This window comes from Rhizobium sp. CF080 (genome assembly GCF_000282095.2).
GTDB lineage: Bacteria > Pseudomonadota > Alphaproteobacteria > Rhizobiales > Rhizobiaceae > Neorhizobium.
The window spans coordinates 317668-341169 of sequence record NZ_AKKC02000004.1; the positions used below are offsets into that span (position 1 = coordinate 317668).

The following is a 23502-nucleotide window of genomic DNA, read 5'->3' on the forward strand; positions in this document are numbered from 1 at the left end:
TTGCTCGGCCCCCAAGTCACGGCCTAGCGAATATCTGCATGCAGCAGTGCGGACCACCGTATTCGAGTCCGGCGGCCCGCACCCGCCACCATCACCGTTTTGCAGGGCCAGCATAAGTGGGAATGGATGCATAGAGGGCCAATGGTCGGGATGCGCATCCATCAGCGGTACGAACCCGGAATATCAAAAAAACTTCGATGGTCCGCGCGATCGATTTCGGCGCAATATGGGGGCCCTTCCCTGGAACTCCTTCAATCCGATCGCGACAGTAAACCCGTGGATCAAATGAACCTTGGCGGCATGGGCGATAGCCCGCTGTCTGGTCCGTCAGGGACGGCGACGGCTCCCCTATCCCACATCAGGCCCACACGTCGGCTCCAATTTTGTCGCCCTCATTGTAACGTCCATCAAGAGGACACGGCAGCATCAGCGCCGCTGCAGGTAGCGCCGGAGATCGCACACCTCGGAATTCCGACGACCTCGCGGTAGTCCGCGGACTACTGTTGCAACGAGATCAACGGTTGGTGCCGCGACGCCTGGCCTCGACGCGCAGAAACGCGCCGTACAGGCAGAGTAGTCCGCGGACTACTTCTATCAAGGCACCAATTCAAATGGTGCCAAACCAGCTCGGAATTCCGAGCGCGGTAAGCGCGTCTCGGCCTCACTTTGCCGGAGAAAAATGCCCAAAATGCCCGTTTGGTTAAGCGTTTGTAAATCGGTAACGAATCGGCGCATAATATAACTGCGCAGTTAGAGCGCTTTCTGTGAAAATTGCGCAGTTAAACGGGAAACCAACCAATGCAGCCGAGTCTCGTTATCCAGGACGATCAAGAGCATCTTCCTTCACTTCTGGCAACAGACGCGCAGGAACTGTCCTATCAGCTCCAGCAGCATCAAGCGAAAATCTTCCCGCCGCTGTCTCGAAAGACGATGCGGCACTTTTCCCCTGCCGAAGCCGCAGGGTTCATCGGCATCGGTGAAGGTTATCTTCGCCAGGTTGCCGCCGAAGGCCACGGCCCGGATCCGCTTGCGAATGGTCGGCGCCAATATAGCGCAGAAGACATGGACCGGATCCGCAAGGTTCTTGATGAGCGAAACGGGACCCCGAAATATGTGCCCGGACGAAGGGGCGCCGACAAGCTTCAGATCGTGTCGGTCATGAATTTCAAGGGTGGCTCGGGCAAGACAACCACGGCTGCGCACTTGGCGCAGTATTTGGCGTTGAGAGGTTATCGGGTCCTAGCCGTCGATCTCGATCCGCAAGCCTCCCTTTCCGCCTTGTTCGGTCATCAGCCGGAATTGGATGTTGGAGAAGGCGAGACGCTTTACGGAGCGATCCGCTACGAAGATCCACGGCCGATCTCCGATATCGTGCGCGCGACCTATACGCCCAATCTTCATCTGATCCCTGGAAACCTCGAGCTCATGGAGTTCGAACACGAGACGCCCAAGGCAATGGCATCCGGCACCGCGGAAACGATGTTCTTCGCGCGGATAGGCGAGGCGTTGACCGAAATCGAAAGCCTTTACGACGTCGTGGTCGTCGATTGCCCCCCGCAACTCGGGTTTCTGACGATGTCGGCGCTGTGCGCCGCGACATCCGTGTTGATCACCGTCCATCCGCAAATGCTCGACGTGATGTCGATGTCCCAGTTCCTGACCATGACGAGCGAACTCATGTCCGTGGTCGAAAGGGCAGGGGGCAGGACGAGTTATGATTGGATGCGCTACCTCGTTACGAGATTTGAACCCAATGATGGCCCGCAAAGCCAGATGACCGGCTTCATGCGCGCGATCTTTGGAAACCGCATGCTTCAGAATGCGATGCTGAAATCGACCGCCATCGCCGATGCCGGCGTGACGAAGCAAACGCTCTATGAAGTGGAAAGGTCGCTGTTCGTACGCGGCACCTACGATCGGGCCTGGGAGTCGCTCAATCTCGTGAATTCGGAGATAGAGGCCCATCTTCGACTGACATGGGGAAGGAAATAGTTAGATGGCCCGAAAGAACCTTATCGAGATTTCCTCTTCCACCGCCGCCCGCCCCGAGCCGATCGCACCGAGGGACAACCGCCCTATCGCCGGTTTCGTGCCACAGGCCCGCAACACTGCGCCTGTGGGCGGGATTACCAAGACGCTCGGCAATATCACCGAAAAAGTCGAACGGGCGAACGATCTTGAACGGCAGCTGGCCAAAGGCCAGATCGTCGTCGAGATCGATCCCGGCCTTATCGACGCTTCCTTCGTCGAGGATCGGCTGGAGATCGACCCCGTCCAGCTGAACGAACTGGTGGAACAGATCCGCGAGCATGGACAGCAGGTGCCCATCCTGGTGCGGCCGCACCCGCAGACGAAGGGGCGTTATCAGGTCGCCTATGGCCATCGCAGGCTCGCGGCAGTCAAGAAGCTTGGCATCAGTGTGCGGGCAGTGGTCCGCGAACTTACCGATGATCAGCTGGTGGTCAGCCAGGGGCAGGAAAACAACGCCCGGACCAATTTATCCTATATCGAGCGGGCCCTTTTCGCTTTACGGCTCGAGCAGCGCAGTTTTACCCGCGATATCATCATGGCCGCGCTCGGTGTGGACAAAGCCGCACTTTCCAAGATGTTGATCGTGACGAGACAGGTGCCAATCGCGTTGATTACAGCCATCGGAGCCGCGCCAGAGATCGGCCGTAGGCGTTGGCTGGAATTGGGCGAACGCCTCGAGAATGTCGAGCCTGAGCTCATTTTGGCAGAGTTGTCCGCGGACAACTCTCGACAGCTATCAAGCGATGAGCGGTTCCACCGAGTGCTGGCGCTGGCCTCGAAAAGGCCGATCGCGGCCAAAGTTACGGCTCCAAAGGGGCAGATTTCCGGCGTTCCGGTTCAGTTCAAGAAGACAGCATCGGGCGCGACCTTTGTTTTCGACAACAAGGCGGCGCCTGGGTTCGATCAATTCGTGCAAGAGAGGCTCGGAATCCTCTTTGCAGAATTCCAACAAAACAAAGGAGCGTAAACCGCAAAAGAAAAAGGCCCCCAAGCGACATAGTCGTGGAAGCCCTTCTCAGATCTTAGCAAATCTAGAATCGCATTTCCTCGAATCACTGTCAAGAGTTTAGGCGCCGTTTGGGCGGATGGATTTCTTTTGCCTTAGCGAAAGTGAAGGCAGATGGAGAGTAGATATGTGACGACGCCCTTTGGGCGGCGGGCGATGTCGCTTGGCATGTTGGCAAACCAGCAACTTGCCGGGACGATTGAACCTGGAACTACCCGTAACAAGTGGAAACTGTTCAGAGCAGTCTGCGAAGCACGACCGTCACTGGGTGTGACCGATCGTGCCTTGACGGTGCTCGACGCGCTTTTGACATTCTATCCGGATGACGAGCTTTCCGAAGCAAGGGGCCTGGTTGTCTTCCCCTCAAACGCTCAGCTCTCTCTTCGCGCCCGGGGCATGACAGCGGCGACCCTCAGGCGGCACCTAGCCGTCCTCATCAACGCCGGCCTGATCCTGCGCAAGGATAGCCCCAACGGCAAGCGTTATGCGCGCCGTGACAGGGTAGGGGAGATCGACGAGGCCTTCGGCTTCAGCCTTGCGCCACTTCTCGCACGAGCTGCCGAGATCGAATGCCTGGCCGCCCAGGTGATTGCTGATCGGCAATTGTTGCGGATTACCCGCGATCGCCTCACCATTTGCCGGCGCGATGTCGCCAAGCTGATTGCCGCCGCCTTCTCCGAAGGGGTTCCAGGGGATTGGGGAGCGATCCTGGAGATGTACAGAGTACTGGTCGGACGGATTCCGCGCGTTGTTACCGTCAAAAACCTCTCCCCAATCCTGGAAGAGATGGCAATGTTGCGCTCGGAGATCATCAACTTGCTGGAAATACGCGTTAAAACGCCAAAAAAGGACGCCAGTGAGTCTCAGATTGAGCGCCACAAACAGAATTCGAAACTTAACTACAATTATGAATCTGAACCGCTGATCGAGATGAAGCCAGTCGCACCGCCGGATCATCTGGAACCGCAGAGCGAACCGGCCGAAGGCAAGCAATCTCGGGAAAGCCGGAGCAAGGAACGCGTCGCGACCGGAAAGCCTCTGCAATCTTTCCCGCTTGGGCTCGTGCTGCAGGCCTGCCCGCAAATTGCTGACTACGGGCCAGGCGGCAGGATCGACAGCTGGCGCGACCTGATGGCGGCGGCTGTCGTTGTCCGTATGATGCTCGGAGTGAGTTCCTCGGCCCATGAAGAGGCGTGCATGGCCATGGGCGCCGAGAACGCGGCGACCGTCATTGCCTGCATTCTCGAGAGGGGAGGGCACATCAACTCGGCGGGTGGATATCTGCGCGACCTCACCCGACGAACCGAAAGAGGCGAGTTCGCCATCGGTCCGATGCTGATGGCACTGGCGCGGGCGGGCAGTCCCGGCGAGCGGCAGGCAGGCTAAACGAGATGGATCCACACCAACGCGCCGCTTGCAGGGAGCTTGTAACGACCGCACGGTGTTGATTATCCTGCGGCAACTGTCCGGCAAGGCAAAATCGGCACATTTTTATGTCGACAGCGTGTGCGGTTACTTTGTAAAAGGCCGGCCAAAACCGCTCTTATGGTCCGAGCGACCGCTATCAAGTCGGCGTGGCTTGGATCCGGTTGGCGTTCGGCCTGCGAAGATTGAAAAGATTGCCCGCGAGGATCAGTCCCGCGCCCACGGCCGTGAAACTATCGATACCCTCGGCATATAGCAGGTAACCCAGGAGAGCCGACAACGGTACGCGCAGATAATCCATCGGCATCACCACCGTTGCGTCCGCATGGAACAACGCCTTGGCCATGCAGTAATGCGCGAACGTGCCCGAAAATGCGATGAGGAAGATCCACGGCCACAGGCCTGCAGATGGCCAGACCCACACCCTCAGGGCCGGCACTATTCCGATGACCGATTGAATGATGAGCATCCAGAAAATGATTTTCGTGGCGCTGTCCGAACGTGTCAGAGCTTTTGTGGTGATGAAGGATATCGCAAATACAAAGGCCGCTCCCAGAACAATGAGATGGCCCGGGTTCAGCACTGCTGCGCCCGGTCGCACGATCAGGACCACACCGGCCAGACCAAACAGGATCGCCACGCTCTTGCGCCATGTCAGCCGTTCCCCGAGAAATGCGGCGGCCATCAGAGCTGCCCAGATGGGGGCGGTGAACTCGATGGCGATGACTTGCGCCAGGGGAATGAGAGTGAGTCCCATCAGCCAGGCGAACTGCCCGATATAATGGGCGACGTTGCGGCCTATGTGACTTGGCAGTATGCCGGTCCGCATCGCCTTGAAGCCGCCTTCGCGATGGACGAGCGGCAGCAGCATGAAAAAGGCGATGACGGAGCGCATCTCCATCACCTGGAAGACGTCGATCTCGCGGGTTATCGCACGACCTGAAACGGCCATGAGCAGGAGCAGCGCGATGGATGTCATCATCCAGGCCGCCGCCCTCATGTTCGACTGGTTGTTTTCCACGTGAATCTTTCTTCCGACCGCACGGATGGGGATGATAGCGAGCGCTCGACTATCGGCTGGTGCGGCTCCTCCTGACCGGGGTAGATACGACGGAAGGTCGGTCGTTGTGAATAGTCCAATTTGTAGCGGTCCGTAGCGTCGTCAACTGCGGTCGGGCAGGACAGCGCACGGAAATGTTCCTGCATATCGAAACGGGAAGGGCGGCCGTTGGGGCCGCCCTTGATGCATCCAGAGGGGTCGACTGTGTTCGAGGCTCAGAACTCGGTCCAGTCGGCCTTGTCGTTGCCGCTGGAAGAGCCGCCGCCGAAGGCACCGGCGAGTTTCTGGTTGAGCGCTCGTGCCGGCGAGGCGGCCGGACGTGCTTCCCCTTGCGAAACTGCCCGGATCGCCGGTTTGCTGCTGGCAGTTGCGATCGGTCGCGCAACCGGACGCGGAGCTTGCGGGGCCACTACTGCCGAATATCCGCCGGTGCCTGTCAGCCTGAACTGGCCGAGCAGGTTCGCGAGCGCCGTCGCCTCGGTTGCGAGCGTATGGCTTGCGGCTGTCGATTCCTCGACCATGGCGGCATTCTGCTGTGTGCCCTGGTCCATTGCGTTCACCGAGGTATTGATCTCCTGCAGGCCGATCGACTGTTCGCGCGAAGCCTCGGCGATCGCATGCACATGGCCGTTGATCTCCTGCACCTCGCGGAGAATGGTTTCGAGCGCCTTGCCGGTCTCGTCGACGAGCGCGACGCCGGTCTGGACATGCGAGCCGGATGTGGTGATCAGCGCCTTGATCTCCTTCGCCGCATGGGCGGAGCGTTGCGCGAGCTCGCGCACTTCCTGAGCGACGACCGCGAAACCCTTGCCGGCTTCACCGGCGCGGGCAGCCTCGACACCGGCATTCAGTGCCAAGAGGTTGGTCTGGAAGGCGATATCGTCGATGACGCCGATGATATTGGAGATCTCGCCCGATGACTTTTCGATCTCCTGCATGGCGCCGACGGCCTTGCGCACCACGTCGCCCGATTTTTCGGCGCCAGTGCGGGTGCGGGTGACGAGCTGGCTCACTTCCGCCGCCCGTTTTGCCGCGTCCTTGACGGTGGTGGTAATCTCTTCGAGCGCTGCGGCGGTCTCCTCGACGGAGGATGCCTGCTGCTCGGTGCGCTTCGACAGGGAATCTGCCGAGGAGCGGATTTCGTTGGCGCCCGCATTGATCGCGGTCGCATTCGCGCCGACGGCCACCATCGTCTCGTTGAGCGTGCCGACCGAATTGTTGAAGTCCTGGCGGAGCGAGTCGAGATGCGCCGCGAACGGCGTGTCGATCTGCGAGACGAGGTCGCCGGCAGCAAGACGGCGCAGGCCTTCGCCGAGCGCGTGCATGGCACGTTCCAATTCGCCGGATTCCGCATTGCGCTGCGCCTCGCGTTCGTGCCGCTCGCGATCGCTGAGATTGCGGTCGGCGCTGGCGCGGGCTTCGAGGTTGACGCGTTCGATCTCGTTGTTGCGGAAGACCTGCACGGTTTCGGCCATCAGACCGATCTCGTCGCGACGGTCGAGACCGATGATCTCGCTCGCAGTGTCGCCGTCCGCCAGGCGCTTCATCCGCTCGCGCAGATGGCTGATCGGTGCGGCAATGCCTGCCTGGGCGACATAGATGCCGAAGCCGATCAGCGTCAGCGTCACGATGCCGATAATGGCGAAGCAGAGATTGATCCGCCGGTTCACCGTGTCGGAAAGTGCGTCGCCGCCATCGTCCAGCATCTTCATCAATGCGTCGTTGTTGGCGATCATCTTCGGGGTAATGGCGGCGACGCCGGCACTCACCTTGGCGACCGCATCGGCGGCGCCCTTTTCGTCACCGGCCTTGCGCAGATCGAGCGCCTTCTTGGTCGCCGCTTCAAGCGCGGTGACGTCTGCGACGAGCTCGTCCATCGCCGCCTTGCGGCTCGGCACCAGGTCGGCCGCCTGCTGCAGCCGTTCCCGCGCCTGGCCGAACTTGGATGCGGCCTGGGCGGCGGCTTCCGATTCCTTCGAACCGGCAGGCATGTTCAGCGAGAAGCTCGCCTGCAGAACCGAGGACAGCACCGATGAGTTGGCCCGCGAACCCTGCATGGCCGCCAGCGCCTCGCGGTCGATGAAGGTGCTGTAGTTCTGGTCGGCGTTCTTGAACTCATGGACGATATAGATGAGGCCCGTCACCGAAACGAGGCCGAGAAGAACGACGACCGAAAGGATCTTCGTCCGGATTTTCATATTCTTCAACATGGAGTCCTGCCCGCGCCGGAGTGCCGCCGCCGTTGTGAAAAATGGAATGGGAGATACCTGGGAAGGTACGACAATGCGCATCATGCGTTTGGCCGGGAGAGGCCGTTTGTCATACAATACTAAATTGGAGAAAGTTTAATGCCGTGCTAACAGCCGATGGCTGACAAGCCGGGTGTTGAGGCTCAGGTTTTTTTGCCGGTCGGCCGATGCGGCGTCTTGTTCCAGAAGAAGGGCTTTGAGCGCAACTCGATGACCGCCCGCCAGGCGGCGACCGAGGTCATCATCCAGTAGAGCGGCACGCCGATCCAGCGCCGGCCGACCAGCCGTCTTTCATGCCCGATCATCGGTCCGATCCCCAGGCCAAGGAAGATCACGTAACTGCCGAGGATGTTGATGGTGTCGATGATAAAAAGCGAAAGCGCGCCGGTCGGAACCCCTTCTGCCGGCGCTTCCAGCATGGAATAGGTGCCGACCGCCATGAAGCTGATGATCAGCGGGTGCAGGAGCGAGGAGACCAGCATCCCGCCGATCATCAGCTGGAAGATGCAGAAGGCCGAAAAACCGATCTCCTCGATCAGCCGGCGCGGATTGCGCATCAACACCAGCCAGGTCTGCAGCCAGCCCTTGAACCAGCGGCTGCGCTGGCCCATCCACACGCGTATCGTGGTCGGCGCGTCTTCGAGCGTCTGACGGGTGATGACGTCCGAGCGATAACCCAGGCGATGAAGGCGGAAACCGAGATCCGCGTCCTCGGTGACGTTGAACGGATCCCAGCCGCCGGCATCGCGCAGCGCTTCGGTGCGGAAATGATTGGACGTGCCGCCGAGCGGCAGCGGCATGTGTCTGCGCGCCAGCATTGGCAGCAGCCCGCGGAAGAGGCCGGAATATTCGAGCGAGAAGAGCGCGCTGATCCAGGATTCCCGGGCATTGGTGATGATCAGCGGTGCCTGAAGACAGGCGATTTCGTTCGGCGAGGCCCGGAAGCGCGCATGCGCCTCGCGCAATTGCTGCGGATGCGGCCTGTCCTCGGCATCGTAGATGGCCAGGAATTCGCCGCGTGCGGCACCCAGCGCATAGGTGAGCGCCTTGGGTTTTGTGCGCGGCGCCGAGGCCGGCACCTCGACGATCTCGAAATGCCGGGCCGGCTTCAGAGCCTTCAGCGCCGCGACCGTTTCCTCGTCGTCGGCCTCGCAGACGAGCTTGATGTCGAGCAGGGAGGGCGGCCAGTCGAGCCGTCCGAGGCTGGCCATCAGCTGTTCGGCCACCGCAGCCTCCCGATAGAGCGCCACCATCACCGAATAACAGGGAAGCGTACCCTCCCGAGGCGAAAGGGCAGCCGGGATCGCGCCTGCGAACTGTTGCCGGGTGAAGGCGGCGAATCGCAGACCGAGGGATGCGAAATAAATCAGCGACAGGAGAATATGCAGGACAAGCAGGGTCTCGATCGGCATGAGGATCAGCGCCGAGGTGAGGGCGGCAAACCAGAGCCCGGCATAAAAGCCCTGGTAACCGGAGAGTACGATGCGGGCGGAGAAGGTCGGGAAACGGTCGAACAGTCCGTTGACCGTCTCGCGCACGCGCCGCGTTGCGCCGGTTTTCCAGACGGCGTGGCGGATCGCCGAGGGCGTGGTGATGGCGAGATCCTGTCCGAGCAGCGGCATGGCGGTAAGTGCGGCCTTTATGTCGGCCAGTCGGATCGCTTCGGGCACGACTGCCACTTGCGGTGCGCGATATCGGTGGCTGATCCTCACTTGGTTTGGGCGCCGCAACTGTGTATCGAGCCCCGGCATGTCGGCAATCGAGCATGGATCGATCGCGGCGATGAAGGGCAGGCGCAGGTAGCGCGCCATGGCGCCATAATAGGCCGCTTCATCGACCTGGCCGCAGTGGAGCAGCTCTCTTTCGAGACTCGTGCCGTTGCGACGCGCCCTGTCGATGAGTGCCGCGAGCAATGGCCTGGAGAAGCCGAGCGCGGCAAGGGCTGCGAATTCCGGGTCCTCGGCAGCCGTACCACGATCTGCCGGCAGGTTGTTGAACGAAGCGGACTTAAGCCGCGCCTCGTCTTGCACCGGCAGCGCTGCTGGCGGATATTCCCCTAAGCGCATGTTTCTGCTACACCGCCCGCAAGCGAACGCCCCAACCTGTCCCGATCTGGATCATAGAGATGCATCCCATGATTGCATCCCCGAAAATCAAGGGGTTTCTCAATCTTCTGCAGCTTTGCCTTGTGGCGGCAGTTGTGGCCGGCGGAATTTTTGCCGCAGCAGTTCCGGCCCACGCTGCCGAAGGCGGCAGCCCGTTGCCCCTGATGTTCGATGCGAAGGAGCGGTTGGCTCGCCCGGATCTCTCCACGGTAGTGCGGGTACGCATTCTGACGAGCGTCGATTTCCCGCCGTTCAATTTCGCCGACCAGACCGGCAGGCTTGCCGGCTTCAATGTCGATCTTGCGCGCGAAATCTGCGCGGAACTGAAGATCGAGGCGAAATGCCAGATCCAGGCGCTGCCCTTCGGCGAGTTGGAGAAAGCCCTGGAAGGCGGCGCCGGCGAAGCCATCATGGCCGGCATCAACGTCACGCCGGAGCGGCGCCAGCGGTTTGCCTTCTCGCGGCCCTATCTCGGCTTGCCGGCCCGTTTCGCCCGCAACCTGAAGGCCAGAATCGACGTCGATACGGCGGCAGCGCTTTCTGGCAAGCCCGTCGGCGTGGTCAGGGGCACCGCCCATGAACTGATGCTGAAGGCGTTTTTTCCGAAGCTCACGCCCACGCCCTTCGACAATTACGAGGCGATGCTGGAGGCGTTGAAGACGGGCAAGGTGGATGCCGTCTTTTCCGATGGCCTGAGATTGCCCTTCTGGGTCGCCGGCGAAGGTTCAGCGAAATGCTGTGCGCTCTTCGACGGCCCCTATCTCTCGGAGAAATTCCTCGGCGAAGGCCTGTCGATCATGCTGCGCAAGAACGACCCGCTCTTGACCGCCGCCTTCGACCAGGCGCTCAGCGTGCTGTCTCGCAACGGCCGCCTGCAGGATATCTACCTGCGCTATTTCCCGAACGGGCTGTATTGATCGGCGACAGGTAGGAGCAATTTCCTACCTGCTACCCACGCTCACTGGCTCGCCCAGATGATCCGGGCTATCCACTCCACGTCGGAAAGGTCGAAGGTGCGGTTCGGGTGTTCCGGGTTGAGCGAGAGCAGTTCGACCGTCCGGGCACTCTGGCGGGCGAGCACTTTTGCCATTACCTCGCCCTCCTTGGTTTTCAGCACGACGCGGTCACCGCGGCGCACCTGGGCGCCGGGCTCGACGATCAGCATGTCGCCGTCGCGATAGAGCGGCATCATCGACTCGCCCTGGACTTCCAGCGCATAGACGCCGGCTTTGCGGGACGGGTCCACCGGAAATTCCACCACGTCCCAGCCCTGGCCCGCCGGAAACCCTCCATCGTCGAAAAAGCCGCCGGCGCCGGCCTGCGCAAATCCGAGCAGCGGGATGGAGCCGCTCTGCGGCGGGAAATTGCCATCCGGGATGGAGGAGCGGCCGGCAACTGCGGGCAGGTAGCTCATGAACTGGTCGATCGTAGCGCCCGTCGCTTCCAGCACCTTGGCGATCGATTCGGTCGACGGCCAGCGCAGCCGTCCGTCCGGCCCGAGCCGTTTCGACTTGTTGAACGAGGTGGGATCGAGGCCGGCGCGGCGCGCCAGCCCGGAGGGCGTCAACTGGTGGCGTTGGGCGAGCGTGTCGATCGCGCTCCAGATCGTATCATGTGACAGCATCGTCGTCCGTACCCGTGACCGGTGCGCGAGACAAAGCCGGACAAGCCAGCGCTCTGCGAACCTCTCGATCAGAACCCCTAACCGATCGGACTTTTGTCGATCGGACTCCTGAGCGCTCCGTTCCAGCGGGTTGCCGGCTTGCGCGCACACACCGGATTTTAACGGAACCGCAGCCTCGCGTAAAGGGATGAGAGGAATAAAATCCTGTTCCTGCGGTGGCCTGTCGTCAGGCCACCAGCGCCATGTTGATCTTGCCGAGCTTGATCACCGCCTGGGTGCGGCTATCGACATTGAGCTTGAGGAGGATTGCCGAGACATGCGCCTTGATGGTCGCCTCGGAGACGCCAAGCTCATAGGCGATCTGCTTGTTGAGCAACCCCTCGCCGAGCATGGAGAGCACCCGGTTCTGCTGGGGGGTGAGTGTCTTCAGCCGATCGAGGATCTCGATGAGGCCCGGGTCTTCTTCCGGCCCCGGGAGATCGTTCTTCGGCGCCCAGATATCGCCTTCCAGCACCGCCTGGATGCCGGCGCGGATATCGTCGAGCCCGGAGGACTTCGAGATGAAGCCGGAAGCGCCGAGTTCCAGCGCGCGGCGGATGGTGGCGCCATCGTCGCTGGCCGAAACGATGACGATCGGCAGGCCCGAAAATTCGGCCCTGAGCGACATCAGGCCGGAAAAGCCGCTGACGCCCGGCATGGCCAGGTCGAGCAGCATCAGGTCGGCATCGGGATTGTTTTCGGCCGCACGCCGCGCGGCGTCGAAATCGCCGGCCTCGATGATGACGAGTTCTTCGGCAATACCCCGCACCGAATGGCTGAGCGCGCCGCGAAACAGCGGATGGTCGTCTGCGATGATGATTGTGAGTGTCTGCATCTCCACGCCCCCTCCCAAGAGCATAGTCGCGCTTTGAATCTTAGGAAGTTGTAAACCTCTCGCCAACCCGAAACAAGTGCGGGAAATCACGTACGGTTGGGTTGTGGTCTATCGGCTTCCCGCTCATTCGCGAACTCGCCGACAATCGCCATGAAGCGCCGCATGAATTTCTCCATGATCGACAGCGATCGGTCGACCTCCGCATCGCTCGGCAGCGCCTTCAATGCGTCCGGCGGCGTGTGGCTCAGCCGCTCCTCGAGCGCGGTGACGCGTTTCGCCAGCCGGTCGAGCTCCTGTTCATAGGCGGCCCTCTCGTCGGGCTGCATGCGGCAGGCGAGCGTGCCGTTCTCGTCGCGGCAGACCGTCATCGCGCCGGTCTCCGTATCGAGCCTGACGATGCCGGTCTCGGTGCGCTGGAGCTGGAAACGGTTCGTCTGCGGCTGCTGCGCCGAGGCGGCCAGCGGCAAGAGCAGTGCGCAAGTCATCAATGCGAGCGTTTTCATGTTGTGGTCCTCCTGTTGTAACGGTGGACAAGCGCCGGGCTTTGCGGCAAACGGTCGGAGATTAGCAGGTCCCCGAGAGTTGATGATGACGGATATAGTGTACAAGATCGTGCCGGAAACGCTTTGGCGTCAGGCAAAGCAGAAAGGTGTCTTCGAAGGCGCCGAAATCGACCTCAAGGACGGCTATATCCATTTCTCGACCGGCACCCAGGCGAAGGAGACTGCCAGGCTGCATTTTGCCGGGGTCGCGGGCCTGATGCTGGTCGCGGTCGATGCGACCCTCCTCGGTGAGGCGCTGAAATATGAAGCCTCGCGCGGCGGCGATCTTTTCCCGCATCTCTACGGCACCCTGCCGGTGTCCTCGGTCCTCTGGGAAATGCCGCTCCTGATCGGCGCCGACGGCCTGCACGCCTTCCCGGAGAAGATGCCATGATCGGTCCTTTTGCCGGGCTCGCCTCGCGCAGCCTCTTCGTTTTCGATCCGGAAACCGCCCACGGCCTGTCGATCGCCGCTCTCAAAACCGGTCTCGTGCCTGCCTGCCGGCTGCCCGCCGATCCGCGGCTTGTCCAGACGGTCGCCGGCATCCGCTTTGCGAACCCGATCGGGCTTGCCGCTGGCTACGACAAGAATGCCGAAGTGCCGGATGCGATGCTGAAGCTCGGCTTCGGCTTTACCGAGATCGGCACCGTGACCCCGAAACCCCAGGCCGGCAACGACAAGCCGCGCATCTTCCGCCTTGTGGAAGATCGCGGCGTCATCAACCGGCTCGGCTTCAACAACGAGGGCCATGAGGCGGCGTTTGCGCGCCTGACTGCGCGGTGCAACGCGCCCGGCATCGTCGGCGTCAATATCGGCGCCAACAAGGATGCGGCCGACCGGGTCGCCGACTATGTCGCCGGCATCGCCAAATTTTATGCGCTCGCCACCTATTTCACCGTCAACATCTCCTCGCCCAATACGCCGGGCCTGCGCGACCTGCAGGCGCGCGACAGCCTGAAGGCCCTGCTCGAAGCCGTGCTCGCGGCCCGCGCCGAAGAGACGCTGCGCCATGGCCGCACCGTGCCGGTCTTCCTCAAGATCGCCCCCGATCTGACCGAGGAGGGCCTCGACGACATTGCGGCCGAGGCCACATCCCATCCGCTCGACGGGCTGATCGTCTCCAACACGACGCTCGCCCGCGACGGGCTGAAGGATCAGGTCCAGGCGAAAGAGGCCGGCGGTCTGTCCGGCGCCCCGCTCTTCAGGCGCTCGACTGCGGTTCTCGCCAAGGTGCGCAAGCGCGTCGGCCCGGACCTCGCCGTCATCGGCGTCGGCGGCGTTTCGAGTGCGGCGGATGCGCTTGAGAAGATCCGTGCCGGTGCCGACCTCGTGCAGCTCTATTCCTGCATGGTCTACGAAGGCCCCGGCCTTCCGGCGGCGATCGTCCAGGGGCTCTCGGAGCTTCTCGACCGCGAAAAGGTCTCCTCGATCCACGAGCTGCGCGATAGCAGCCTCGATCAATGGGCCGAGACGAAACTCTGACGCGCCTTGCGCGGCACCATTGCCGCCAGGAAGAAGCCGCGCATCAGGAGGAACAGGTTGAGCGACAGCCAGAGCCCGTGATTGCCGATCAGCGGCACGAGCACGGCGAGGCCGACGCCATAGCCGGCAAATGAGACGAGCATCATGTTGCGCATCTCGCGCGACCAGGTGGCGCCGATGAACACGCCGTCCATCTGGAAGGCGAGTGCCCCGGTCAAGCCCGTCACGGCCGCCCAGCCGAGATAGAGATAGGCCTCCTGCCGCACATCTTCCGACGTGGTCAGAAGTTCGATGATCGGCTGTCCGAAGGCGACGAAGAACAGCCCGACCATGCCCGCCATCACGAAGGACCAGAACCCTGTCAGTTTTAGCGCCCGGTCGAAGGAGGGGCGATACTGTGCCCCGACCGCCCGGCCGGCGAGCTGTTCGGCAGCACCCGCAAGCCCGTCGAGAAAGAAGGCCGAGAGCATGAAGATGTTCATCAGCACCGCATTGGCTGCCAGCGTCACCGCCCCGAAGCTCGACCCGACGCGGGTCAGCACCGCAAAGGCGCCGTTCAATATCAGCGAACGGATCAGGATATCGGCATTGAGCTGGAAAAGCTGGCGCAGCTTGGCGGCATCGAAAATGTCCGCGCGCGTCGGTCGATTGGCGGCGGAGAATTGCCGGCTGACGATGACGAGGCCGATCACCACGGCGGTCACTTCCGCCGCCGCGGTCGCCCAGGCGACCCCTGCCACACCCCAGCCGAATACGAGGCCGAACAGGATGGCGAGAACGATATTGGTGCCGTTGAGGATGATCTGCAGCACCAGCCCCAGCATGCCTTGGCCACGCCCGAGCACGAAGCCGAGGATGGCGAAATTGGCAAACGTCGCCGGGCTCGTCAGCACCCGGATGCCGAAATAGTGCCGCGTCACGTCCGCGACAGCGGGATCGGTGGTCATCAGGTCCGGCGCGTATCGCAGAATCAGTGGCGAGAGCGCCAGCATCATCACTCCGAGGCCGAGTGCGCTTAAAAACGCCCGCCAGAACACTGCCTGCTGTTCGCGCCGGTCGCCGCGGCCGAAGGCCTGAGCCACAAGTCCGGTGGTCGAGGTGCGGAAGAAGCTGAGGCTGCCATAGATGAGGTCGAAGAGGATGGCGCCGATCGCCAGCCCGGCCAACGCTTCCGCCTGACCGAGTTGCCCGACCACGGCCGTGCTCGTAAGACCTAGCAGCGGTGTCGTCAGGAACCCCAGCGTCATCGGGATGGCGATGCCGAGCACCAGCCGGTGCGTCACGTCGAACGGACTGGCAGCTCCGGTCTCGTGGTTACGCCCCCCGTTCTCCATGGGTCAGCCGGAAAGGACCATGGCCCAATAGGGCCGGGCGCCGGCAGAGGTTCGCGCCATGGCGACCCCGAGGCCCCGGTAGGAGCCGAGCATGTTTTCGAGATGTTTCGGAGAATCGATCCAGGCCTGCACGGCAGCTTCCACCGTCGTCTGTCCGCTGGCGATGTTTTCGGCAGCCGGCAGCGCCACATCGTTCTTCTTCATCCGGGAGCCGAAATCGTCGCCGAAACCGATCAGGTGCTTCATCTCGTTGGCCCTGGCCATGCGCACGGCCTGGCTTGCGGCCGCCTTGCGCGCGGGCATGTCGAGCGTCAGCGCAGACAGGCCGCGGCTCTGGCGCAGCTTGTTGACCATCGGAAGCGCGGCTTGGGTCTCGTCTTCGGCGCCTGCCGTAGGCGTCAGCACGGCCGTGGTGGAACAGCCGGCCAGCATGAGCGCCATGCCGGAAAAGACGAGAACGTCCCGCCGCGAGGGTTTGATCAGCGAAGTCATGTCAGCGGCGGTAGCTTATCAGACGCAGGATCACGAAAATCGGGATGACGATGATCGCGCCGAGCACGAGATAATTGCCGACCCGTCCGAGCGCCCGGAAACCGTTATACCAGAGGTCCAGGAACCAGTAGCGGATCGTATCGACGATATTGTCCGGCGTGAAGCCGAAGAACGCTAGAAGGAAACCCACCACCAGGCACACGACGATCAGCTTGACGATCGTGCGACCCGGCGTATCGCCCAGGAACCTGTTGACCCCGTCCGCCATCCTTGTCCTTCTCCAAATTGCCAATGAGAGATAGTCGGCAGCCGTTGCCACCGCAAGCGTTTCCCCTCAGATAGAACTTGAGTTTTTTTGTGGCTTCGGCAAAGAACCTCCACCTCCGAGGGACACCCATGCCACCCAGCCAGTTTTCTTCCGGCGATGCGACCGCCGACCGCCGCGCCGATTATGCCCGCATGCTGGCGGAAGGCGCGGATTTCGCAGCCGCGGCGGAGCTGATCGAACAGGCGCTCGAACTGACGCCCGACTGGGCCGCCGGCTGGTTCCGCCTCGGCGAATACCGCGAAAAAGCTGGTCTCGGCACTGCGGCCGAAGCCTATCGCCAGGCCCTCGCCCTGCAGCCGGACGACGTCTTCGGCGCCCGCCTGAAGCTCGCCCTGATCGGCGCGGAGCAGACGCCCGACCGGCCGCCGAGCCGTTATGTCGAGGGCCTGTTCGACGACTATGCCGACCGGTTCGATACGGCCTTGGTCGAAAAGCTCGCTTATTCCGTGCCCGGCAAGCTAGCAACTCTCGTCATGCCGCATGGACCTTTCCGGAACACGGTGGACCTCGGCTGCGGCACTGGCCTGTTCGGCGCTGAGATCCGTGGCAGGACGGAACGCCTCGAAGGTTTCGACCTCTCGCTCAACATGCTTGCCAAGGCGCAGGCAAAGGGTCTTTACGACCATCTCGGCCAATCCGACCTCAGCCTTACTCCGGCTTTATCCGGCCTGTTCGACAATCTTGCGAACCATCGCGCCGATCTGGTCTCTGCAGCCGATGTGCTGATGTATCTGGGTTCGCTGGAAACCGTCTTCCCGCTGGTCCTGGACCTGCTTTCGCCCGGCGGCCTCTTCGCGTTCTCTGTGGAGGATGCGGGCGAGGACGGCAGTTTCGTGCTGCGGGATTCCCTGCGTTACGCCCATTCCGAAGCCTATATCCGCGGACGGCTTTCGCGTTTCGGCCTCGATCTGATGAAGGCGGAAAACACGGTCATTCGCATGGATGCCGGAAAACCCATCCATGGCATTCTGTTTCTGTCGCGCAAGCCCGGCTGAACCTGCCGTTTCTTGCTTTTTTCCGTACCCGCCAATGACCGCTTGAAGACCCTTGTCGGCGGTTTTATTGCAGTGCAATATCACGGAAAACCTGAGGGGTTCAAATTGGCTGAGCAGCAGAGGCGCGGTCTCGGATTTTACAGCGCCGATCCGGCACAACACACGCTGCTGGAAGATGGGCAAGGCCTGTTCATCGGCGCCATGGTGTCGGCGCTCGGATTTTATTTTCTGAACGAGGTCGGCCTGTTGACCGGCGGCACGGCGGGGGTCGCCTTCCTGCTGCATTATGCGTTCGGCATTTCGTTCGGCCTGCTGTTCTTCATCGTCAACCTGCCGTTCTATTACCTGTCGTTCAAGCGTCTGGGCCTCGCCTTCTCGCTGAAGACCTTCATCGCCATCGCGCTGGTCTCGGTCATTACCGAGGTGGAGAGCCATTTCTTCCTGATCCAGTACCTGCACCCGTTCTGGGCAGCGCTTCTCGGCGGCCTGGTTCTCGGTTACGGCCTGCTCGGGCTTTATCGCCACCGCGCCTCGCTCGGCGGGGTCGGCATCCTGGCGATCTACATCCAGGAGCGGTTCGGTATCCAGGCGGGGCTGATCCAGCTCGCCTTCGATCTCTGCGTCATGCTCTGCGCTTTCGCGGTGGTTTCGCCCATCACCGTCGCGTGGTCGGTGCTGGGCGCTGTTGTCCTCAATCTCGTCCTCGCCATCAATCACCGCTCCGACCGGTATATCGTCGCGCGGTGATCGAGGCGGGAGAGGGGTCAGGCGGCCTTGCTGGCCGGCTTGTCGACCGGATGCTGGTTGCGGAAGCCGACGGCCAGCCGGTTCCAGGTGTTGATCGCGCCGAGAGCGACGGTGATCTTGACGATCTCTTCCTCCGTGAAATGCACCTTCAGCGCGTCGAAGGCGGCATCCGGAATGCCGGTATCGGCGATGCGGGTGACAGCGTCGACCCAGCCGAGCAGGGCGCGTTCCTTGTCGTCATAGACGGGCGATTCCCACCAGACGCACATCATGTTGATCCACTGTTCCGAAAGGCCGTCATGCCGTGATTCCTTCACATGCATGTCGACGCAAAAGGCGCAGCCGTTGATCTGCGAAGCACGCAGCTTGATGAGGTGGATGAAGCGGCGCTCCAGCCCGGAGGCCTGTACGTAGTTTTCGAGTGCCGTGACGGCCTTGACGGCTTCCGGGGCGGCTTTGAGCATGTTGAGACGCTGATGCATGGGTCTTCTCCTTGGGTTATGGCCCTGTCACCGGGCCGTTCTGCGTTCATTGAGTTCGAGGAAGGCGCAGCCGCGGGCGGCGATGCCGCCATCGTCGGTTGCGTTGAGATCCGCCAGGATGTCGGCGATCGTCACCTTGGCGAGTTCGGCGCGATAGGCCTTTTCGGCCTTGAGCATCGCGGCGTTGATGCCGCAGGGCTTGCTGAAATAGCGGCCCGGCAGCGGGTTCGGCCCGCGCTGGCGAATTTCGGCACAGCGGAAGGCCGGGGCCGGCCCCTCGACGGCCAGCACGATGTCCAGGAGCGTAATCTCCTCCGGCTTTTTCGCAAGACGATATCCGCCCTTCGGACCGGGCACCGTTTCCACCAGCCTGGCGCCGGACAGCGCCTGGAGATGTTTCAGCAGGTAGCTGGTCGAAACACCGTGGAATTCCGCCAGCGCCGAGGCCGACAGGACCCCGCCTTCGGAAAGGCTCGACATCATGCTGATGCTGTGGATCGCCTGTTCGACGCCGTCGCCGAGTTTCATTGATCATCTCCATATCGTGGATAAAATTTATCCACGATTATCGCCCTCGCGTCAAGCCCCTTCTTTTTCGTCCGCTTTCTCTTAACTTAACGGCGTGGATATCGTCGAAACCCATTCCTCCGGCCGTGACGCCGCGCTTCTGCCCCGGCCGTTCCAGAAATGGTTCGCGGAGAAGGGTTGGCAGCCGCGCGCCCATCAGTTGGAATTGCTGTCGCGCTCCACATCGGGCGAAAACATGCTGCTGATCGCGCCCACCGGCGCCGGCAAGACGCTTGCCGGTTTCCTGCCGTCGCTGACCGATCTCACGCGCCGCGGCAAGATCCCGCCGGGCTCCGCCTTCACCGGCATCCACACGCTCTACATCTCGCCCTTGAAGGCGCTCGCCGTCGATATCGAGCGCAACCTGATGAAGCCCGTCTCCGAGATGGGCCTTGAGATCTCGATCGAGAACCGCACCGGCGACACGCCGCAGGCCAAACGCCAGCGCCAGAAGCTCAACCCGCCGGATATACTGCTGACGACGCCGGAACAGGTGGCGCTGCTGCTTGCGAATAAAGAGGCCGAACGTTTCTTCAAGGACCTGAAATACGTGGTCCTCGACGAGCTGCATTCGCTGGTCACCTCCAAACGCGGCCATCTTCTGTCGCTCGGCCTTGCCCGCATCCGCAAACACGCGCCGCATATGCGCACCATCGGCCTCTCGGCCACCGTCTCCGATCCCATGGACCTGCAGCGCTGGCTGGTGCCCCAGAGCGCCGTGGAAGGCGAACATCCGGCCTTGCCCGCCGGCCTCGTGCATGTCACAGGCGGTGCCGCCCCCGATATCACCATCATGCGCACCGAGGACCGCATCCCCTGGTCCGGCCATGTCTCGACCTATGCGATCCCCGAGGTCTACGAGGAGATCAGGCGCCACAAGACGACGCTGATTTTCGTCAACACCCGCTTCCAGGCGGAACTGCTGTTCCAGACGCTGTGGACGATCAACGAGGACAACCTGCCGATCGCGCTCCACCACGGCTCGCTCGATGCCGGCCAGCGCCGCAAGGTCGAGGCGGCCATGGCCGCCAACCGGCTGCGCGCCGTCGTCGCCACGTCCACGCTCGACCTCGGCATGGACTGGGGCGATGTCGATCTCGTCGTCCATGTCGGCGCGCCCAAAGGCGCCAGCCGCCTGGCCCAGCGCATCGGCCGTTCCAATCACCGCATGGACGAGCCGTCGAAGGCGATCCTGGTGCCGGCCAACCGTTTCGAGGTGATGGAATGCCAGGCGGCACTCGACGCCAATTATCTCGGCGCCCAGGATACGCCGCCGGTCGGCGAGGGCGCGCTCGATGTGCTCGCCCAGCATGTGCTGGGCATGGCTTGCGCCGAGCCTTTCGACCCGGTCGAGCTCTACGACGAGATCACATCAGCCTCGCCCTATGCAAACCTCTCCTGGGAGATGTTCGAGCGCATCGTCGATTTCGTCGCGACCGGCGGTTATGCGCTACGCTCCTACGAGCGTTACGCCAAGATCCGCAAGACCAAGGACGGGCGCTGGCGGGTCTCCAACCCGGCCGTCGCCCAGCAATATCGCTTGAATCTCGGCACGATCGTCGAGGCGACCGAGCTCAATGTCCGGCTGGTGAAGCGCAACGCCAAGGGCACGGTCGGCCGCGGCGGCATGTCGCTCGGCAAGGTCGAGGAATATTTCCTCGAGCAGCTGGTGCAGGGTGATACCTTCCTGTTCGCCGGCAAGGTGCTGCGCTTCGAAGGCATCCGCGAGAACGAATGCCTGGTCTCCAACGCGTTCTCGCTCGATCCGAAAATCCCCGCCTATGCCGGCGGCAAGTTTCCGCTCTCCACCTATCTCGCCGACCAGGTGCGCGGCATGCTCGCCGATCCCGATCGCTGGGGCGTGTTGCCGGACCAGGTCCGCGACTGGCTGAACATCCAGCGCGAACGCTCGATGCTGCCTGCCCGGGATGAACTGCTGATCGAGACCTTTCCGCGCGGAAAACGGTTCTTCATGATCGCCTATTGTTTTGAAGGGCGGCTCGCCCACCAGACGCTCGGCATGCTGCTCACCCGCCGGCTGGAGCGCGCCGGCGCCCACCCCCTCGGCTTTGTCGCGACGGATTATTCGCTCGCCATCTGGGGCCTCAACGATATCGGCGCGATGGTCAGGTCCGGTCGCCTCAGCCTCTCCGACCTCTTCGACGAGGACATGCTCGGCGACGATCTCGAAGCCTGGCTCGACGAAAGCTACATGCTGAAGCGCACTTTCCGCAATTGCGCCGTGATTTCCGGCCTGATCGAGCGCCGCCACCCCGGCAAGGAAAAGACCGGCCGCCAGGTCACCGTCTCGACCGATCTCATCTACGACGTGCTGCGCAGCCACGAGCCCGACCACATCCTCCTGGAGGCGACGCGGCGGGATGCGGCATCCGGTCTTTTGGATCTTGCCCGATTAGGCGATATGCTGGCGCGAATCAGGGGGCACATCACCCACCGCGATCTCGACCGCGTCTCGCCGCTCGCCGTTCCCATCATGCTGGAGATCGGTAAGGAGCCGGTGCCGGGCAAGGCGCATGATGCGGTGCTGCAGGAAGCCGCCGACGAACTGATCGCGGAGGCGCTTGGCTGATGCGGTACGCTGGACTGGAAGACGTTGAATTGATGCATCGCCTCGCTTTGGCGCGAACGATTTCGGGGGGAATGGCCGCAACCGGTGCGGAAGAGATCGTCGTGAACGGCGTTCTCGCCGTCTGCGATCCGCTGGGTGGCCTCTACCTGCCGGAAACCGGTACGCTCGTCGTCTCCGACCTGCATCTGGAAAAAGGTGCCGCCTTCGCCCGCCGCGGCATGATGCTGCCGCCCTACGATACCATCGCCACGCTCAACATCCTGTCGGCCGTCATCACCCGCTACGACCCGAAGGTCGTGATCTCGCTCGGTGACAATTTCCATGACCGCAAGGGCTCGGAGCACCTGCCGGCCGACCTGCGCTCGTTGATCACGGCGATGGCGCGCGGCCGCGACTGGATCTGGATCAACGGCAATCATGATCCGGACGGCACGGTGGATCTTCCGGGCACCTGCACCGACGAACTCTTTCATGGCGGCCTCGTCTTCCGCCACGAGCCGAGCCTGATTTCCGGCAAGGGCGAGATCGCCGGCCACCTTCATCCGTCGGCCACCGTCCGGCGCCGGGAAAAATCCGTCCGCCGCCCGTGTTTTGCAAGCGACGGCGCCCGCCTCCTCATGCCGGCCTTCGGCGTGCTCGCCGGCGGCCTCGACCTGCGCCACCGGGCCATGCACGGCCTGTTCGACCGCGATGCCCTGGTCGCGCACCTGCTCGGCCGCGACCGCATCTATTCGGTCCGCTACGGCAATCTGATCGGCTGATTGATCATAAGACGCGCTGCAGCGCCTGAACTGTTCTCATCGCCCGATCATGCGCGTCAGGCCCGTGCCCGAGCGCCATATGCTCACTTTCGATCTCCATGAGAAAGTCGGCGACCTGGCCTTGTGACCGCCCTGCGTGCAACATTCCGCGCGCCTGCAGAAGATAGCTGTCATATTCATCGGCCGCGCCCTCCGGTGGCCCGGTGTCAGTATTGAGGCCGATCGGGTCCCATATGGACCAGCCGATGTCGCGCAGTTCCGCCAGTTCGTTACTCATCGCTGCTTTAAAGCGCACTCGCGGGCGGGAGGCAATGCCTCACCGATAGACCAGCACCGGCGTCTTGGAATGCGCCAGCACCTTCATCGTCACGCTGCCGAGCATGAACGCCTTGAAGCCCGAGCGGCCATGCGAGGCCATGGCGATGACGTCGCAATTGTAGGTCCCGGCGGCCTCGATGATGGTGGTGGCCGGATCGACGCTTTGCAGCTTTACCGTTTCGCAGGCGACGAGGCGCTGTTTCGCCGCTTCCTTCGCGTCGGCGAGAATGCCGTCGGCCGCCTCATTGTTCTGGCGGTTATATTCCGCATAGGCGATTTCCATGCCGCTCGGATTGAGCGTGAACACCTGCAGCGGCTCCATCACCACCAGAACGGTGGCTTCGGCGCCGATTTCATGTGCGAAGTCGAGCGCCTTTTCGAGCGCGCTGGTCGAAAGCGCGGAGCCATCGGTCGGAATGAGAACATGTTTGAACATCTGAGCCTCCTTCTTTGGTTGAAACCATTATCGTCCGTTGTGCAGGCCGCTCAT

General features: G+C 62.3%; 23 protein-coding genes. 10 read left to right on the top strand and 13 right to left on the bottom strand.

Going from position 1 to position 23502, the window contains the following annotated elements; all coding sequences use genetic code 11:
* Window positions 1–798 precede the first annotated feature (798 nt).
* From repA to repC, 3 genes are all read left to right on the top strand, one after another.
* Window positions 799–1992 carry a plasmid partitioning protein RepA gene (gene repA / locus PMI07_RS08535; protein ID WP_007767651.1) on the top strand — a complete coding sequence of 398 codons (1194 nt, stop codon included), beginning with the start codon at window positions 799–801 and terminating at the stop codon, window positions 1990–1992.
* Window positions 1993–1996: 4 nt separating this feature from the next.
* The gene (gene repB / locus PMI07_RS08540) at window positions 1997–2998 is read left to right on the top strand and encodes a plasmid partitioning protein RepB (protein WP_007767655.1); all 1002 of its coding nucleotides are present in this window, start codon (window positions 1997–1999) and stop codon (window positions 2996–2998) included.
* Window positions 2999–3151: 153 nt separating this feature from the next.
* A complete protein-coding gene (repC, locus tag PMI07_RS08545; RefSeq protein WP_037086013.1) occupies window positions 3152–4423 on the top strand; it encodes a plasmid replication protein RepC in 1272 nt (423 codons plus the stop codon).
* Window positions 4424–4601: 178 nt separating this feature from the next.
* Here the strand turns inward: repC and PMI07_RS08550 are convergent, their stop codons facing one another.
* From PMI07_RS08550 to PMI07_RS08560, 3 genes are all read right to left on the bottom strand, one after another.
* Complete coding sequence (locus tag PMI07_RS08550) at window positions 4602–5462, bottom strand: DMT family transporter (RefSeq protein ID WP_051484162.1); 861 nt, start codon at window positions 5460–5462, stop codon at window positions 4602–4604.
* A 275-nt stretch (window positions 5463–5737) separates the two neighbouring features.
* Window positions 5738–7732: a HAMP domain-containing methyl-accepting chemotaxis protein gene (locus PMI07_RS08555; protein WP_007767664.1), complete on the bottom strand. Its 1995-nt coding sequence runs from the start codon at window positions 7730–7732 to the stop codon at window positions 5738–5740.
* A 182-nt stretch (window positions 7733–7914) separates the two neighbouring features.
* Window positions 7915–9837, bottom strand: coding sequence for a glycosyltransferase family 2 protein (locus PMI07_RS08560; protein ID WP_007767667.1), 1923 nt, complete (start codon window positions 9835–9837; stop codon window positions 7915–7917).
* Window positions 9838–9896: 59 nt separating this feature from the next.
* Between PMI07_RS08560 and PMI07_RS08565 the strand changes: the two genes are divergently transcribed.
* Window positions 9897–10793, top strand: a complete 897-nt coding sequence (locus tag PMI07_RS08565) for a transporter substrate-binding domain-containing protein (protein WP_081760666.1) — start codon at window positions 9897–9899, stop codon at window positions 10791–10793.
* Between the two features lie 41 nt (window positions 10794–10834).
* Here the strand turns inward: PMI07_RS08565 and PMI07_RS08570 are convergent, their stop codons facing one another.
* From PMI07_RS08570 to PMI07_RS08580, 3 genes are all read right to left on the bottom strand, one after another.
* A complete protein-coding gene (locus PMI07_RS08570; protein WP_007767671.1) occupies window positions 10835–11500 on the bottom strand; it encodes a helix-turn-helix transcriptional regulator in 666 nt (221 codons plus the stop codon).
* Window positions 11501–11726: 226 nt separating this feature from the next.
* Window positions 11727–12374 (bottom strand): response regulator transcription factor, encoded by a 648-nt coding sequence (locus PMI07_RS08575; protein ID WP_007767673.1) that lies wholly within the window; start codon window positions 12372–12374, stop codon window positions 11727–11729.
* A gap of 86 nt (window positions 12375–12460) precedes the next feature.
* Complete coding sequence (locus PMI07_RS08580; RefSeq protein WP_007767675.1) at window positions 12461–12877, bottom strand: hypothetical protein; 417 nt, start codon at window positions 12875–12877, stop codon at window positions 12461–12463.
* A gap of 85 nt (window positions 12878–12962) precedes the next feature.
* Between PMI07_RS08580 and PMI07_RS08585 the strand changes: the two genes are divergently transcribed.
* Together PMI07_RS08585 and PMI07_RS08590 are read left to right on the top strand one after the other, a co-directional pair.
* On the top strand, window positions 12963–13310 hold the full coding sequence (locus PMI07_RS08585) for a DUF952 domain-containing protein (protein WP_197032480.1): 348 nt from the start codon (window positions 12963–12965) through the stop codon (window positions 13308–13310).
* On the top strand, window positions 13307–14398 hold the full coding sequence (locus PMI07_RS08590) for a quinone-dependent dihydroorotate dehydrogenase (protein WP_024163671.1): 1092 nt from the start codon (window positions 13307–13309) through the stop codon (window positions 14396–14398). Before PMI07_RS08585 ends, PMI07_RS08590 begins: the two co-directional genes overlap by 4 nt.
* On the opposite strand, the gene PMI07_RS08595 is transcribed toward PMI07_RS08590, so the two are convergent.
* The 3 genes from PMI07_RS08595 to PMI07_RS08605 are packed head-to-tail and all read right to left on the bottom strand — an operon-like array spanning window position 14374 to window position 16492.
* Entirely contained in the window at window positions 14374–15732 is a 1359-nt protein-coding gene (locus tag PMI07_RS08595; protein WP_007762599.1) for an MATE family efflux transporter, read from the bottom strand. The two genes, PMI07_RS08590 and PMI07_RS08595, sit on opposite strands and share 25 nt — an antisense overlap.
* A 3-nt stretch (window positions 15733–15735) precedes the next feature.
* Complete coding sequence (locus PMI07_RS08600) at window positions 15736–16224, bottom strand: CAP domain-containing protein (RefSeq protein ID WP_024163672.1); 489 nt, start codon at window positions 16222–16224, stop codon at window positions 15736–15738.
* A 1-nt stretch (window position 16225) separates the two neighbouring features.
* Window positions 16226–16492: a DUF6460 domain-containing protein gene (locus PMI07_RS08605; protein WP_007767968.1), complete on the bottom strand. Its 267-nt coding sequence runs from the start codon at window positions 16490–16492 to the stop codon at window positions 16226–16228.
* Window positions 16493–16620: 128 nt separating this feature from the next.
* On the opposite strand from PMI07_RS08605, the gene PMI07_RS08610 reads away from it, so the two are divergent.
* Together PMI07_RS08610 and PMI07_RS08615 are read left to right on the top strand one after the other, a co-directional pair.
* Entirely contained in the window at window positions 16621–17547 is a 927-nt protein-coding gene (locus tag PMI07_RS08610; protein ID WP_007767960.1) for a methyltransferase, read from the top strand.
* Between the two features lie 105 nt (window positions 17548–17652).
* Complete coding sequence (locus PMI07_RS08615) at window positions 17653–18294, top strand: YitT family protein (protein ID WP_007767958.1); 642 nt, start codon at window positions 17653–17655, stop codon at window positions 18292–18294.
* Between the two features lie 17 nt (window positions 18295–18311).
* Here PMI07_RS08615 and PMI07_RS08620 read toward each other — a convergent pair whose 3' ends face one another.
* Both PMI07_RS08620 and PMI07_RS08625 read right to left on the bottom strand, forming a co-directional pair.
* On the bottom strand, window positions 18312–18776 hold the full coding sequence (locus tag PMI07_RS08620; RefSeq protein ID WP_007767956.1) for a carboxymuconolactone decarboxylase family protein: 465 nt from the start codon (window positions 18774–18776) through the stop codon (window positions 18312–18314).
* 27 nt (window positions 18777–18803) lie between these two features.
* Window positions 18804–19304 carry an Rrf2 family transcriptional regulator gene (locus PMI07_RS08625; protein WP_007767954.1) on the bottom strand — a complete coding sequence of 167 codons (501 nt, stop codon included), beginning with the start codon at window positions 19302–19304 and terminating at the stop codon, window positions 18804–18806.
* A 100-nt stretch (window positions 19305–19404) separates the two neighbouring features.
* Between PMI07_RS08625 and PMI07_RS08630 the strand changes: the two genes are divergently transcribed.
* Window positions 19405–21933: a ligase-associated DNA damage response DEXH box helicase gene (locus PMI07_RS08630; RefSeq protein ID WP_037086456.1), complete on the top strand. Its 2529-nt coding sequence runs from the start codon at window positions 19405–19407 to the stop codon at window positions 21931–21933.
* 32 nt (window positions 21934–21965) lie between these two features.
* Window positions 21966–22694, top strand: a complete 729-nt coding sequence (gene pdeM, locus PMI07_RS08635; RefSeq protein ID WP_037086024.1) for a ligase-associated DNA damage response endonuclease PdeM — start codon at window positions 21966–21968, stop codon at window positions 22692–22694.
* 4 nt (window positions 22695–22698) lie between these two features.
* On the opposite strand, the gene PMI07_RS08640 is transcribed toward pdeM, so the two are convergent.
* Window positions 22699–22971 carry a hypothetical protein gene (locus tag PMI07_RS08640; RefSeq protein WP_007760988.1) on the bottom strand — a complete coding sequence of 91 codons (273 nt, stop codon included), beginning with the start codon at window positions 22969–22971 and terminating at the stop codon, window positions 22699–22701.
* 39 nt (window positions 22972–23010) lie between these two features.
* Window positions 23011–23448, bottom strand: coding sequence for a universal stress protein (locus tag PMI07_RS08645; protein ID WP_007760989.1), 438 nt, complete (start codon window positions 23446–23448; stop codon window positions 23011–23013).
* Window positions 23449–23502: the final 54 nt, after the last annotated feature.